General features: G+C 33.0%; 15 protein-coding genes. 9 read left to right on the top strand and 6 right to left on the bottom strand.

The window, feature by feature from the left end; translation table 11 throughout:
• The first annotated feature begins 15 nt into the window (after positions 1 to 15).
• The 8 genes from BM053_RS00150 (at position 16) to BM053_RS00185 (ending at position 9,546) form a co-directional block, all read left to right on the top strand.
• Positions 16 to 2,406 carry a 3-hydroxyacyl-CoA dehydrogenase/enoyl-CoA hydratase family protein gene (locus BM053_RS00150; RefSeq protein ID WP_091472541.1) on the top strand — a complete coding sequence of 797 codons (2,391 nt, stop codon included), beginning with the start codon at positions 16 to 18 and terminating at the stop codon, positions 2,404 to 2,406.
• Between the two features lie 3 nt (positions 2,407 to 2,409).
• A complete protein-coding gene (locus BM053_RS00155) occupies positions 2,410 to 3,594 on the top strand; it encodes an acetyl-CoA C-acyltransferase (RefSeq protein WP_091472543.1) in 1,185 nt (394 codons plus the stop codon).
• Positions 3,595 to 3,613: 19 nt separating this feature from the next.
• Positions 3,614 to 5,404 carry an acyl-CoA dehydrogenase family protein gene (locus BM053_RS00160; protein WP_091472546.1) on the top strand — a complete coding sequence of 597 codons (1,791 nt, stop codon included), beginning with the start codon at positions 3,614 to 3,616 and terminating at the stop codon, positions 5,402 to 5,404.
• 232 nt (positions 5,405 to 5,636) lie between these two features.
• Positions 5,637 to 6,158: a superoxide dismutase family protein gene (locus tag BM053_RS00165; RefSeq protein ID WP_091472549.1), complete on the top strand. Its 522-nt coding sequence runs from the start codon at positions 5,637 to 5,639 to the stop codon at positions 6,156 to 6,158.
• Between the two features lie 8 nt (positions 6,159 to 6,166).
• A complete protein-coding gene (locus BM053_RS00170) occupies positions 6,167 to 6,736 on the top strand; it encodes a YdeI/OmpD-associated family protein (RefSeq protein WP_091472551.1) in 570 nt (189 codons plus the stop codon).
• A gap of 84 nt (positions 6,737 to 6,820) precedes the next feature.
• On the top strand, positions 6,821 to 8,020 hold the full coding sequence (locus tag BM053_RS00175) for an LETM1-related biofilm-associated protein (protein ID WP_091472554.1): 1,200 nt from the start codon (positions 6,821 to 6,823) through the stop codon (positions 8,018 to 8,020).
• Between the two features lie 57 nt (positions 8,021 to 8,077).
• Positions 8,078 to 9,031 carry a LysR substrate-binding domain-containing protein gene (locus tag BM053_RS00180; RefSeq protein WP_091472557.1) on the top strand — a complete coding sequence of 318 codons (954 nt, stop codon included), beginning with the start codon at positions 8,078 to 8,080 and terminating at the stop codon, positions 9,029 to 9,031.
• 50 nt (positions 9,032 to 9,081) lie between these two features.
• Positions 9,082 to 9,546, top strand: a complete 465-nt coding sequence (locus BM053_RS00185) for a hypothetical protein (RefSeq protein WP_143076446.1) — start codon at positions 9,082 to 9,084, stop codon at positions 9,544 to 9,546.
• Between the two features lie 150 nt (positions 9,547 to 9,696).
• Here BM053_RS00185 and BM053_RS00190 read toward each other — a convergent pair whose 3' ends face one another.
• The 5 genes from BM053_RS00190 to BM053_RS00210 form a co-directional block, all read right to left on the bottom strand.
• On the bottom strand, positions 9,697 to 9,894 hold the full coding sequence (locus BM053_RS00190) for a hypothetical protein (protein WP_091472563.1): 198 nt from the start codon (positions 9,892 to 9,894) through the stop codon (positions 9,697 to 9,699).
• A gap of 193 nt (positions 9,895 to 10,087) precedes the next feature.
• Positions 10,088 to 10,285: a hypothetical protein gene (locus tag BM053_RS00195; RefSeq protein WP_091472565.1), complete on the bottom strand. Its 198-nt coding sequence runs from the start codon at positions 10,283 to 10,285 to the stop codon at positions 10,088 to 10,090.
• Between the two features lie 75 nt (positions 10,286 to 10,360).
• Positions 10,361 to 11,026 carry a tRNA (5-methylaminomethyl-2-thiouridine)(34)-methyltransferase MnmC2 gene (gene mnmD, locus BM053_RS00200; protein WP_091472569.1) on the bottom strand — a complete coding sequence of 222 codons (666 nt, stop codon included), beginning with the start codon at positions 11,024 to 11,026 and terminating at the stop codon, positions 10,361 to 10,363.
• 2 nt (positions 11,027 to 11,028) lie between these two features.
• Positions 11,029 to 11,460, bottom strand: a complete 432-nt coding sequence (locus BM053_RS00205) for a hypothetical protein (protein ID WP_091472572.1) — start codon at positions 11,458 to 11,460, stop codon at positions 11,029 to 11,031.
• Positions 11,460 to 11,960: a DUF4920 domain-containing protein gene (locus BM053_RS00210; RefSeq protein WP_091472575.1), complete on the bottom strand. Its 501-nt coding sequence runs from the start codon at positions 11,958 to 11,960 to the stop codon at positions 11,460 to 11,462. The genes BM053_RS00205 and BM053_RS00210 overlap by 1 nt, the downstream gene beginning before the upstream one ends.
• A 217-nt stretch (positions 11,961 to 12,177) precedes the next feature.
• Between BM053_RS00210 and BM053_RS00215 the strand changes: the two genes are divergently transcribed.
• Positions 12,178 to 13,245: a branched-chain amino acid aminotransferase gene (locus BM053_RS00215; protein ID WP_091472578.1), complete on the top strand. Its 1,068-nt coding sequence runs from the start codon at positions 12,178 to 12,180 to the stop codon at positions 13,243 to 13,245.
• A gap of 57 nt (positions 13,246 to 13,302) precedes the next feature.
• Here the strand turns inward: BM053_RS00215 and BM053_RS00220 are convergent, their stop codons facing one another.
• Positions 13,303 to 13,686 carry a pyrophosphohydrolase domain-containing protein gene (locus tag BM053_RS00220; RefSeq protein WP_091472581.1) on the bottom strand — a complete coding sequence of 128 codons (384 nt, stop codon included), beginning with the start codon at positions 13,684 to 13,686 and terminating at the stop codon, positions 13,303 to 13,305.
• Positions 13,687 to 13,856: the final 170 nt, after the last annotated feature.

Genomic DNA, 13,856 nt, shown 5'->3' on the forward strand with positions numbered 1-13,856 from the left:
CCGAAAATTAAAAAAATGAAGCGTATTATTAAAAAAGTTGCAGTCATTGGATCCGGAATTATGGGTTCAGGAATTGCTTGCCATTTTGCCAACATTGGTGTAGAAGTTTTACTTTTAGACATTGTACCGAATGCTTTAACAGATATTGAAGCAAAAAAAGGTCTCACTTTAGAAAGCAAAATTGTAAGAAACAGAATTGTAAACGAGCATTTGGCCAACTCATTAAAATCGAAGCCCTCTCCTATTTACAGTCAAAAATTCGCCAGCCGAATCACCACTGGAAATACTACGGATGATATGGCTAAAATTGCCAATGTAGATTGGATCATCGAAGTGGTTGTGGAGCGTTTGGACATCAAAAAATTGGTTTTTGAGCAAATTGAAAAATTCAGAAAACCAGGAACTTTGGTAACATCAAACACTTCTGGTATTCCAATTCACTTTATGAGCGAAGGACGTAGCGAAGATTTCCAAAAGCATTTCTGCGGTACTCACTTTTTTAACCCAGCGCGTTACTTAAAATTATTCGAAATTATTCCTGGTCCACAAACTTCAAAAGAAGTATTGGATTTCTTAACAATATACGGAGAGAAATTCTTGGGTAAAACTTCGGTTGTTGCCAAAGATACTCCAGCCTTTATCGGAAACCGTATTGGTATTTACGGAATTCAAAGTTTATTCCACTTGGTAAAAGAATTGGGATTAACTATTGAAGAAGTAGATAAATTGACAGGCCCGGTTATTGGTCGACCAAAATCGGCTACTTTCAGAACTGTCGATGTCGTTGGATTAGACACTTTGGTACATGTTGCCAACGGGATCTACGAAAACTGCCCAAATGACGAACAACACGAATTGTTCAAGTTACCAGATTTCGTCAATAAAATGATGGAAAACAAATGGCTGGGAAGCAAAACTGGTCAAGGTTTCTACAAAAAAGAAGGAAAAGACATTCTTTCATTAGATTTGGATACTTTAGAATATCGTCCTGCAAAAAGAGCTTCTTTTACTACTTTAGAATTAACCAAAACAATTGATAAACCTATTGATCGTTTTAAAGTTTTGGTAAAAGGAAAAGACAAAGCAGGTGAGTTCTACAGAAAAAGTTTCTCTGGAATGTTTGCTTACGTTTCGAACAGAATTCCTGAAATCTCTGATGAATTATACAAAATAGACGATGCCATGAAAGCTGGTTTTGGATGGGAAAATGGTCCATTCGAAATTTGGGATGCTATTGGTGTTGAAAAAGGAATTGAAATTATGAAAGCCGAAGGTCAAGAGCCTGCAGCTTGGGTTTCTGAAATGATTGCTTCTGGAAATAAAAGTTTTTATTCTATAAAAGAAGGAGCTACTTATTTCTACAATATTCCAACCAAATCACAAACTAAAGTTCCTGGTCAAGACAGTTTTATCATCTTGAACAACATTCGCGAAAGCAAAAAAGTATGGAGCAATAGTGGGGCAATTATTCAAGATTTGGGAGACGGAATCTTGAACTTAGAATTCCAATCTAAAATGAATACTATTGGTGGTGATGTTTTACAAGCTATCAATAAAGCAATTGATTTATCTGAAAAAGAATACCAAGGTTTGGTTATTGGAAACCAAGCAGCGAATTTCTCTGTTGGTGCCAATATCGGAATGATATTCATGATGGCAGTGGAGCAAGAATATGATGAGTTGAATATGGCCATCAAAATGTTCCAAGACACAATGATGCGTGTGCGTTATTCTGGAATCCCAGTAGTAGTTGCTCCTCACGGAATGACTTTTGGTGGTGGTTGCGAAATGAGCTTACATGCTGATAAAGTGGTTGCCGCTGCAGAAACCTATATGGGATTAGTTGAATTTGGTGTTGGGGTTATTCCTGGCGGTGGAGGTTCGAAAGAATTGGCGTTGCGCGCATCAGATTTATTCCGCAAAAACGATGTGGAATTGAATGTTTTACAAGAATACTTCATGACCATTGCTATGGCAAAAGTATCGACTTCGGCTTACGAAGCTTTTGATACTGGACTTTTACAACACGGTAAAGATATTGTGGTGGTAAATAAAGACCGTCAAATTGCAGAAGCTAAAAAACATGCTTTATTAATGGCGGAAGCTGGTTATACACAACCAATCCGTAGAACTGATGTAAAAGTTCTAGGAAAACAAGCTTTGGGAATGTTCTTGGTAGGAACCAATCAAATGGTTGCTGGAAAATACATCTCAGAACACGATTTGAAAATCGCTAATAAACTAGCTTATGTTATGGCTGGAGGCGATTTATCTGAAGCTACATTAGTATCTGAGCAATATTTATTAGATATAGAACGTGAAGCTTTCTTATCACTTTGTACTGAAAGAAAAACGTTAGAAAGAATACAGTTTATGTTAACCAAAGGGAAACCACTAAGAAACTAAAAGATGAAAACAGCATATATAGTAAAAGCGTATAGAACTGCCGTTGGTAAAGCACCAAAAGGAGTTTTTAGATTTAAACGTCCTGATGAATTGGCAGCAGAAACCATCGAATTTATGATGAATGAATTGCCAAATTTCGACAAAACTCGTATTGACGATGTTATGGTTGGAAATGCCATGCCAGAAGCAGAACAAGGTCTAAATGTAGGTCGTTTAATTTCATTAATGGGATTAAAAATTGAAGATGTTCCGGGTGTAACTGTCAATAGATATTGTGCTTCAGGAATAGAAACTATTGGTATGGCAACTGCCAAAATCCAATCAGGAATGGCACATTGTATCATTGCTGGTGGAGCCGAAAGCATGAGTTTTATTCCAATGGGTGGTTACAAACCAACTCCGGATTATGCTGTTGCAAAAGCAGGAAATGAGGACTACTATTGGGGAATGGGATTAACATCGGAAGCGGTGGCAAAACAATTTAATATTTCTCGTGCAGACCAAGATGAATTTGCTTTTCAATCACATAATAAAGCTTTGAAAGCACAAGCTGAAGGTAAATTTGACAAACAAATTGTTCCTATTACAGTAGAGCAAACTTTTATCAATGAAAATGGTAAAAAAGAAACAAAATCTTATGTTGTAAACAAAGATGAAGGCCCAAGAGCTGGAACTTCTTTGGAAGCTTTAGCAAATTTAAAACCTGTATTTGCTGCCGATGGAAGCGTAACTGCTGGAAACTCTTCACAAATGAGTGATGGTGCAGCTTTTGTATTGGTAATGAGCGAAGAAATGGTAAAAGAATTAAACCTTGAACCAATCGCAAGATTAGTAAACTTCGCTTCTGCAGGTGTTGAACCAAGAATTATGGGAATTGGTCCAGTAAAAGCAATCCCAAAAGCGTTGAAACAAGCGGGATTAACTTTAAATGATATCGATTTAATTGAATTGAACGAAGCGTTTGCATCTCAAGCATTAGCAGTTACTCGTGAGCTTAATTTGAATCCTGATATTATCAATGTAAATGGTGGAGCTATAGCATTAGGTCATCCATTAGGGTGTACTGGAGCAAAACTTTCAGTTCAACTTTTTGAAGAAATGAGATTAAGAAAAAGCAAGTACGGAATCGTTTCTATGTGTGTAGGAACTGGTCAAGGAACTGCAGGAATTTACGAATTATTAAATTAACGATAAAAAATATATTGTGATGGAAGACATAACAAGAGGTGGACAGTTTTTAGTAAAAGAAACAAAATGTGAAAACGTATTTACACCAGAAGATTTCTCAGAAGAGCAAATCATGATGCGTGATATGGTTAAAGAATTTACAGACAAACAATTGTGGGCAAATAAAGATCGTTTTGAGAAAAAAGATTATGCATTTACCGAAGAAAGTATGCGTAAAGCTGGTGAATTAGGACTTTTAGGAGTTGCTGTTCCTGAAGAATATGGCGGATTAGGAATGGGATTTGTATCTACAATGCTAGTTTGCGATTATATTTCGGGTGCAACGGGTTCATTTTCTACTGCTTTTGGAGCACACACAGGAATTGGAACGATGCCAATAACTCTTTATGGAAGCGACGAACAAAAGAAAAAATATGTACCAAAATTAGCCTCAGGCGAATGGTTTGGTGCTTATTGCTTAACAGAACCAGGAGCAGGAAGTGATGCTAATTCTGGAAAAACCAAAGCAGTTTTATCAGAAGATGGAAAATACTATTCGATCACTGGACAAAAAATGTGGATTTCTAACGCAGGATTTTGCTCAGTATTTATAGTTTTTGCAAGAATTGGTACTGATAAAAACATTACTGGTTTTATTGTTGAAAATGATCCAGAAAACGGAATTACAATGAACGAAGAAGAGCACAAATTAGGTATTCGCGCCTCTTCTACTCGTCAGGTTTTCTTCAATGAAACCAAAGTTCCTGTTGAAAATATGTTATCTGAAAGAGAAAACGGATTCAAAATAGCTATGAATGCTTTAAATGTTGGACGTATCAAACTAGCAGCAGCTTGTCTAGATGCACAACGTAGAGTTATTTCTGGTTCAGTAAAATATGCTAACGAAAGAATTCAGTTTAACACACCAATTTCTAGTTTTGGAGCAATTCGTTCTAAATTAGCAGAAATGGCAACCAATTGTTACGCTGGAGAAAGTGCTTCTTATCGTGCTGCAAAAGGCATCGAAGACAGAATTGCTGCTCGTGAAGCCGAAGGAGCATCGCACCAAGAAGCAGAACTAAAAGGTGTTGAAGAATTTGCAATAGAATGTTCTATCCTAAAAGTAGCAGTTTCTGAAGATGTACAGTCTTGTGCCGATGAAGGAATTCAAATTTTTGGTGGAATGGGATTCTCAGAAGACACACCTATGGAAAGTGCTTGGAGAGATGCCCGTATTGCTCGTATTTACGAAGGAACTAACGAAATAAACAGAATGCTTTCTGTTGGAATGTTAATCAAAAAAGCCATGAAAGGTCATATTGATTTACTTGGACCAGCATCAAAAGTACAAGAAGAATTAATGGGAATTCCATCATTTGAAACTCCTGATTATTCTGAATTGTTTGCCGAAGAAAAAGAAATGATTGGCAAATTGAAAAAAGCATTCCTTATGGTTGCTGGTGGCGCAGTTCAAAAATACGGCCCAGATTTAGACGCACACCAACAATTATTAATGGCCGCTTCTGATATTCTTATCGAAATTTATATGGCTGAAAGTACTATCCTTAGAACTGAAAAATTAGCCAAATCAGTCGGCGAAGACAAGGTAAAAGAGCAAATTGCCATGGCAAAATTATATTTGTACCAAGCCGTAGATATCGTAACTCAAAAAGGAAAAGAAAGCGTAATTTCTTTTGCCGAAGGCGACGAACAACGCATGATGCTTATGGGATTACGTCGTTTTACTAAATATACAAACATGCCAAATGTTGTAGGTTTAAGAGAAACAATTACAACCAAATTAGTTGCAGAAAACGAATACTGCTTCTAAATAAATTCTTTTAATTGATTTAAAAAAGTCACACTAACTATTTTGTTATTGTGGCTTTTTTATTTGTAATTTTGAAATAATATTTTGGGCGTTACCACAAGGGTCGGGCTTTCCGTTGCAATCTTTTTTATCGGCGAAAAGCCTCAAAAAAAGGATTTCCACTTCAATCCCTAACGCAAATGCTATTTGCTAAGAATTTAGCCGTAATTTTATAACATAAATAAAAAATCCTATGAAAAAGTTACTCATATTATCGTGTTCACTTCTATTAATTATAATCGCTTGTAAAAGCTCGGCAGGAAATAAAAACGAAGTAAACATAACTTTTTCTTCAAAAAGTGAAAGTACCGTTTCTGGAACTGCAAATTTTATCGAAAAAAACGGAACTGTAACAATGATTGCTAATATGAGTGGACTTACACCAGGAGAACACGCCATTCACATTCACGAAAAATCCGATTGTTCCGCTGCTGATGGAAGTTCCGCCGGAGGACACTGGAATCCTACATTCAAAAAACACGGAAAATGGGGTTCTGCCGAACATCACAAAGGAGATATTGGTAATTTTACTGCTGATGCAAACGGAAATGCAACTGTAAAATTTTCTACTCCAGAATGGTGCATTGGTTGCGAGGACGAAACCAAAAACATACTTGGCAAAGGACTAATCGTTCACAAAGGAACTGATGACTTCACATCGCAACCAGCTGGAAATGCGGGAGCAAGAATAGCTTGTTCTGCAATTATCAAATAATATTTTCATTGAAAGAAAAAGAAATTCACTACTTCAAAAATTCCCAAGAGTGGAGAAAATGGTTACACGAAAACCACCATTCTTCAATTGGGATTGAATTAATTTTCTATAAAGTCGACAGCCAATTCGAAAGTATGCGTTGGGAAGAGGCTGTACAAGTCGCCATTTGTTATGGCTGGATAGATTCGACCGTTCGAAAACTAGATGACGAACGACGAAAACAAACTTTTACACCAAGAAAAGACAAAAGCGTTTGGAGCAAGCTCAATAAAACTTATGTCGAAAAACTAATTGCCAATAATTTAATGCACGAAAGTGGTTTAATTAAAATTGAAATTGGAAAACAAAATGGCTCATGGACTGCTCTCGATAACGTTGAAGATTTAATACTACCCGAAGATTTGCAAAAAGCATTTAACAACAATAAAATCGCTTTCGATAATTATACAAATTTCAGTTTTACTTATCGAAAAAGTTTCCTTTATTGGCTAAACCAAGCCAAAAGAGAAGAAACTCGCACAAATAGAATATCTGAAATCATAAAACTTTGCGAAGCAAATATAAAATCAAGACAATAATTATTACTCCTTTACAAAAGGATAATTTTAAGAAATAATTATGTTAATATAAAATGTCATAGATTTGTATTTTTAAATGAAATTATGATAAATCCTTCGGCACCAAGTTGGGTTGAAAAATTTTTTACAGAACAAAACAATCAGAATCAAACTGTAATAAATAATTACGAAAAATTTTACGAAAACACAAGAGAAACAGGTTTTCTAGTTGGTTATACAACACATTTTGTTACAAATAAAAACATTGAAACAAAAGGTTTAACAAACGAAGAACTTTCTAAAATTGCCTTATTAAATACACTATTCGGAATTTATCAATTAGTAAAAAACAATCGTAATCATTCAGAATTTATATATGAATGTGTTACTTTTTATAAAAATTTACACCCAAAAGAATCTAATTTATTAAGTAAATTATTACCTCAAGATTCTAATTCTAGTAAACTCGAAAAAATAATAAACTCCAGAATTCAAACCAATGAGAATATTATTAGCAAAAATTTTTCTAATATCCTGACCAATGCACTTATATTTATTGATGTTTTAGCTTTCCGAAAATATTTAAATGAAGGTAATATTCCTGAAAAATATTTAAAAAAATCAGAGGAAATTATCGTAAATATTGTTTCATTGGCTTTAAAAACCAAAGAAGTAAAAACAAAATACGACGATTTACTTCACAAACTTTTTGAATCTTCCGTTAGATATACCAAGTTTAACAAATTAGAAATTGTTTCTCTAGAAAGTTTAGATTTATCCTATTTTACTGATGATTACGAGAAATATTACCTCATTGATATGGCGGGAATGGCCATGTGGAATGATGCCAAAATAGAAAATTCTGAACGAAATTTCCTTTTTCAATTAGCAAAAAAACTAGTTATTTCAAATTCATTTGTAGAAAAAAGTATTTTCGATATGAATTTATTTCTATCAACAAATAAAGACAAAATACCATATTTTAGTTTTTCGAATCCTGTAAAACATTTTTATGATCAAACGACTCAAAATGTTCACACCTTAATTTCTAGAAATAAAAACAGACTCATTTTAGAAATATCTCAAAGCAAAGAACTTATGAAGCTTCTTTCGCAATCTACAAAAAGAGATTTAAGCCCAGAAGAAAAGAAAAAAGTTAGAAACCAATTGTTAGATATTTGCAAAACAATCCCATCACTAACCATTTTTTTAGTTCCGGGAGGAAGTTTATTATTACCAATTCTAATTAAATTTATCCCACAATTATTACCATCTGCATTTAACGAAAATCTAGAAAAAGAATAAAATTTACTATCATTTTAAATTATAGTTATTTATATTTGTATCACAAATAACTATCTAATGACAATCACCCAATTGCAATATGTTTTGGCTGTAGCCGAACACAAAAATTTTACACTTGCTGCCGAAAAATGTTTCGTAACACAACCTACATTAAGTATGCAAATACAAAAAGTAGAAGAAGAATTGTCTATTTTAATTTTTGACAGAAGCAAAAAACCCATTCAACTTACTGATGTTGGTCAAAAAATTGTAGCTCAAGCCAAAAATATTGTCAATGAAGCCGATAGAATGCAAGATATTGTTGACATTCAAAAAGGATTTATTGGCGGTGAATTTCGTGTTGGAATAATTCCTACTATAATGCCAACACTTTTGCCTATGTTTCTGAATAATTTTATCAAAAAATATCCAAAAGTAAAACTAATAATCGAAGAGCTGAATACTTCCGAAATTATAAAAAAACTCAACAATGGTCAGCTTGATGCAGCGATTGCAGCGACTCCGCTAAATGAAGAAAAAATAAAAGAAATCGTTTTGTACTACGAGCCATTTATGGTTTATGTGCCCGAATATCATTCTCTTTCTTCTAAAAAAGAAATTGAAGTAAGCGATTTAGATATTGATGAGATTTTATTGCTACAAGACGGACATTGTTTTAGAGACGGAATTCTTAATCTTTGCAAAAACACAGCTATAAATAGCGATTCGAAATTTAAAATAGAAAGCGGAAGCTTCGAAACCCTAATAAAACTAGCTGATGAAGGATTGGGAATTACACTACTTCCCTATTTGCATACATTAGATTTGAAAGAAAAAGACAAAGTAAAACTAAAACATTTTGTAGAACCAAAACCAGCTCGCGAGATAAGTTTAATTTTTCCTAAAAACGAACTCAAAATTCATATTATTGATGCACTAAGAGGCGTTGTTTCTGGTGTTTTACGAGGAGCAATTGCTTTTCAGAATGTAGAAATTATAAGTCCTATTCAGAAGTTAGGCACAAAATTATGACAAAAAACGAAGTAAAAGAACTTATAGAAAAGTTAGAAACAAACTTTGTAATGACAAGTATATCATTAGGTTTTTTACTTGATCCTAAAACAAGAAAAGCTTCGGAAACTTGGATGGAATCTGGTTCATCAGTCAGGTTTGGAACAAAAAAACAGATACGAAATGAAAAAAAATATTATGTAGACGATACTTACTCGAAATTCTTTAAGGAAAAAATGAATAATGTTGAATTTATGAAAATTCCAATGATGGCAATGATTTCATTAATTCATGATTCAATAAAAGATAATGGATATGACAAACAAACTCCTGAATTTGAATTTCTAAGACATCTAAGAAATGCAGTTAGTCATGGAAATAGATTCACATTTAGAAACAATGAACCTAAAAGACCAGCATATTATGACGAATTTATTCTTGATGTAAACATAAATGGTATGGAAAATGTCATTTTTGATTTTATTCATTTCGAAGATATTTTAAATTTGATTAATTATATTAAAAATGATTTATAAATTCTATAGCTAACAGCCGTTTGTAACATTCCTAGGTTTGTACTTACAATCTTCCATGATAAATTTAGACAACCACCACACCACAATCCACGCAACAAAACAAAAAAGGAGCCTCTCGGCTCCTTTTAGTTTATATGGTATTTGGGGTGATTATTCGCTAACAATGTATAAAAATTGCCTTAGTTCGGGTTTTTCGTTGGTGAAATATTGCAACCATTTTTTCAGGTGCTCAATCTCATAAGGGAGCAAATTCTTAACCGCTTTTTTTAGTTCTCTCATAAAAAGTTTAGCATCAAAACTAACTTTTTCTAAAACATCTTTGGTGTAATCGTAAATCATTCTAGACATAATAGGTAGGATTAAAATGAGTAATATAGTTTAATAACCTATTATAAATGTAACAAAAAGAATTCAAACCATCGATAAAAAGCAGAAAATAATCGACGAAATGCATTTTCAGGGATTTTAATCAAATAAAAGTACTACAATTTGAAAAACAAAAAACAAAAAAAGAGAAGCTAAATAGCTTCTCTTGAGATGATTATACGTTCAAATAAATTGCGCATTGCCTTAGTTCGGGTTTCTCTTTTGTGAAGTTGAAAAACCAAACTGTTAGTTCTTCAAGTTCGAAAGGCAATAATGTTTTTACAGCTTTTTCTAATTCTTTACAAAACAAAATAGGATCAAAACTAACTCTTTCCAAAATTGATTTTGCATAATTAACCATTAATTTTGACATAGTATATAATTTAAAATTGTGGTATTGTGATACTCGAATTTACAAATATAAAATGTAAAAAATCACAATAAAGTATTAATTTTTTTTAAAACTTATCATCATTTCACGTTTTCCTGGTGGTCCCGCTACTTTTTTAACAGTAAATCCAACTTCTTGCATAGATCGCTTTACGACGCCGCGAGCAGCATAAGTTACTAAGATTCCGTTATCTTTAAGGGATTCAAACATATTCTTAAAAATTTCGGTGCTCCACAATTCTGGTTGCACTCTATAGCCAAAAGCATCAAAATAAATTAAATCGAAAGCGTTTTTGTCCTGAATATCCTGAAAAAATTGTTTTCGCTTTCTTAACGAAAAATGGGCATTAAAAACGTGTTTTTCTTCCCAAGGGCAATCGTGCATTTTTTTGTATTCGATTTCGAATTCTTCTGCCTTTAATTCTTGTAAATAATTCATTTCTAGCGCTTCTTCTTTTGCCACAGGATAAGCTTCTACACCAGTATAATCGATGTTTAAATTATTCTTTTGAGCTTCTAATAAAGTGATAAAAGCATTCAAACCAGTTCCGAAACCAATCTCTAAAATAGAAACCGTTTTTTCTTCGACTAACGAAAGTCCGTTTTTAATAAAAACATGATACGCTTCTTGTATGGCGCCATTTTTAGAATGGTAACATTCGTCCCAATCGGGCAAGTGAATGGTTGTAGAACCGTCAAGGGTTTTTATGATTTCTCTTTTCAAAACTACTTAATATACAATTTCTTAATTCTCACAATCGGACCGCCACATTTTACTTCGTGACATTTTACACAAGCATCGATACTTGCATTAAAATGTGCTTTTGCATTTTTAGTGTCTTTATAAATTTCTTCTTGAGCTTGTATAAATTCTGAAGCGTGTTGTTTAAAAAAAGTGTCGTTTTCTTGCTTATCAGTCATTACCGAACTGTGAATTTTCAAGAAATGACTCGGAAATTCTCCTATCGTATCACCTTTTATAATCCTCTGTTTTAATCGTTCGTTATCTACATACATTTGCTCCATAAGCACTGCCATTTCTGACATTTCGTACATATCGAACTTTTTTTCTGACGAAGGTTTTTCACACTTTTCTTGTTTTTTATTACAAGAAAATAAGACTATCGAAGCTAAAAATAATATTAAATATTTTTTCATTATTTTTTGATTAAAACTCCAGTTGCTTGAAATGCATAGGTAATTTTAGGTTTTGTAATTTCATTAATTTCTTCTTGAGATTTCCCACCATCTTTTGCATAATGTCTTAATTCATCAACCGAAACAACATCAATATAAGCAATTCCGTTAACAATCGCATTTTGTTTGTCTGCATTCAACGGAACGAAAAAACCGTAATCTTTAAATCGTACGAAGGATTCTTTGCTATCGGCTAAATCCATAGACATCCAACAGCCTTTTTTCTTGCAAACTTCTTTGATATCTGACCTAAATTGAGCTTTAATTGTATCTCCTTTTTTCAAAGATTCATATTTTTTTAGCATTTGCTTGTTCGAATACACTTTTGTAGACGAAAATTTTTCACCAAATAAAACATAATCCTTTATATCAATAGATTTCTTTTTGGATGATACTTGAGCGTTAGTATTGAAACTTAAAAAAAGTATCATTAAAAAAGGGATTATCTGTATCTTTTTCATTTTTTTGAATATTAATTATTAAAGTACAAATCTAACAAGAAAATCACAACTTAGTAAATTTAGTTTAACAATAAACTAAATTTATTACTAAAAACTCAAACAATTATTTGTGGGAATTGTTTTAAAATAAAAATTGATGTCTCGAGGTTAAATATTTACCTTAACTTTTACAAAACACTTTGTTTTTTACTAAATTAGCCAAAAATAATTTTCTGTAATGGGTTTAGATATTCAAAGCGAAATCGATGTAGTGAAAGTAGCTTCTTCAAAGATTAATCAGGTAGATTTTGAAAATCTAGCTTTTGGTAATGTTTTTACAGATCACATGCTTATGTGCGATTTTAAAGACGGAAAATGGGAAAGACCAACTATAAAACCATACGAACCATTTTTGTTAGATCCTTCTGCCAAAGTTTTTCATTATGGTCAAGCCATTTTTGAAGGAATGAAAGCCTATAAAGACGATAATGATGATATTTGGTTGTTTAGACCTGACGAAAATCTAGATCGTTTTAACAAATCGGCGACAAGAATGGCAATGCCAGAAGTTCCCGAGCATATCTTTATTGATGGATTAAAAGAAATTTTAAAAATCGAAAAAGAATGGGTTAAAAAAGGTTTAGGAAATACATTATATATACGTCCGTTTATGATTGCGATTGGCACTGGTGTTATTGCGCAACCATCTACACAATATAGATTTATGATTATTCTTTCGCCAGCAAAATCTTATTATTCTGGTGAAGTAAAAGTTATCATTGCCGAGCATTATAGTCGCGCTGCAAATGGCGGAATTGGTGCTGCAAAAGCGGCAGGAAACTATTCGGCACAATTTTATCCAACAAAATTAGCTAACGATCAAGGTTTTCAGCAAATTATCTGGACTGACGATGCAACACACACCACGCTTGAAGAAGCTGGAACAATGAATGTGTTTTTTAGAATAAATGACACCTTATATACTGCGCCAACTAGCGAACGTATTCTGGACGGTGTGACTCGAAAAAGTTTAATAGATTTAGCCAAACGCGAAGGAATAAACGTAGCTGTTCAGCCAGTTTTAGTTTCAGAAATTGTAGAAGCTGCTAAAAATGGTTCGCTAAAAGAAATTTTTGGAGCAGGAACTGCCGCAGTTGTAAACCCAATTGTAGGATTTTCTTACCAAGATGTTTACTACGAATTACCAAAAACAGAAAACTCAATCGCTTTAGAATTAAAAGAGAAACTAACTAATATTCAGCACAAACTAGCAGAAGACACTTTTGGTTGGACTGTTAAAGTTTAGATTTCTTATATAAATACAAAAAAGGCGGAAGTTTTACTTCTGCCTTTTTTTTGCTTACTACTTAAGGATTTCTTCAAAATTTGGTTTAAAATAATTTGGTCCTTTTAGTACTTTTCCGTCTTCACGATAAATAGGTTTCCCGTCATGACCCAATTTACTCATATTACTACGCTGAATTTCGTCGAAAACAGCTTCCATTTTACTCTGTAAACCGTGCTCTATAATCGTTCCACAAAGGATATAAAGCATATCGCCAAGTGCATCGGCAATTTCTACAATGTCATTATTAGCAACTGCTTCGAGATATTCCTCGTTTTCTTCTTTCATCAAATTATAACGAAGTAAGTTTTTGTTTTCGCCTAAATCTCCAGTAGGATTTGTGTTTATTCCTAGCCCAAAAGCAGAATGAAACTCATGAACGGATTTTATTTGTTTTTGCATTTTTTATCTTAATTAATTTAAGCTGCAAATTATTAAAATGAAATCACAATTGATTATTTTTACAAAAAAATATTTATGTTTAGTTCTGGACAATTACTTTTTGCAGCCATTTTTGCAATTAGCTTTATAATAATCATGATTTTCGCTTACCGAAAAGATTTAAAAATTCA

This window comes from Flavobacterium swingsii (assembly GCF_900111965.1).
GTDB lineage: Bacteria > Bacteroidota > Bacteroidia > Flavobacteriales > Flavobacteriaceae > Flavobacterium > Flavobacterium swingsii.

Excerpts from the sequence above, each read along its gene's own strand:
- BM053_RS00150 (WP_091472541.1), top strand. The coding sequence starts at position 16 with ATGAAGCGTATTATTAAAAAAGTTGCAGTCATTGGATCCGGAATTATG.
- BM053_RS00155 (WP_091472543.1), top strand. The coding sequence starts at position 2,410 with ATGAAAACAGCATATATAGTAAAAGCGTATAGAACTGCCGTTGGTAAA.
- BM053_RS00160 (WP_091472546.1), top strand. The coding sequence starts at position 3,614 with ATGGAAGACATAACAAGAGGTGGACAGTTTTTAGTAAAAGAAACAAAA.
- BM053_RS00165 (WP_091472549.1), top strand. The coding sequence starts at position 5,637 with ATGAAAAAGTTACTCATATTATCGTGTTCACTTCTATTAATTATAATC.
- BM053_RS00175 (WP_091472554.1), top strand. The coding sequence starts at position 6,821 with ATGATAAATCCTTCGGCACCAAGTTGGGTTGAAAAATTTTTTACAGAA.
- BM053_RS00180 (WP_091472557.1), top strand. The coding sequence starts at position 8,078 with ATGACAATCACCCAATTGCAATATGTTTTGGCTGTAGCCGAACACAAA.
- BM053_RS00185 (WP_143076446.1), top strand. The coding sequence starts at position 9,082 with ATGACAAGTATATCATTAGGTTTTTTACTTGATCCTAAAACAAGAAAA.
- BM053_RS00190 (WP_091472563.1), bottom strand. The coding sequence starts at position 9,894 with ATGTCTAGAATGATTTACGATTACACCAAAGATGTTTTAGAAAAAGTT.
- BM053_RS00195 (WP_091472565.1), bottom strand. The coding sequence starts at position 10,285 with ATGTCAAAATTAATGGTTAATTATGCAAAATCAATTTTGGAAAGAGTT.
- BM053_RS00205 (WP_091472572.1), bottom strand. The coding sequence starts at position 11,460 with ATGAAAAAATATTTAATATTATTTTTAGCTTCGATAGTCTTATTTTCT.
- BM053_RS00210 (WP_091472575.1), bottom strand. The coding sequence starts at position 11,960 with ATGAAAAAGATACAGATAATCCCTTTTTTAATGATACTTTTTTTAAGT.
- BM053_RS00215 (WP_091472578.1), top strand. The coding sequence starts at position 12,178 with ATGGGTTTAGATATTCAAAGCGAAATCGATGTAGTGAAAGTAGCTTCT.
- BM053_RS00220 (WP_091472581.1), bottom strand. The coding sequence starts at position 13,686 with ATGCAAAAACAAATAAAATCCGTTCATGAGTTTCATTCTGCTTTTGGG.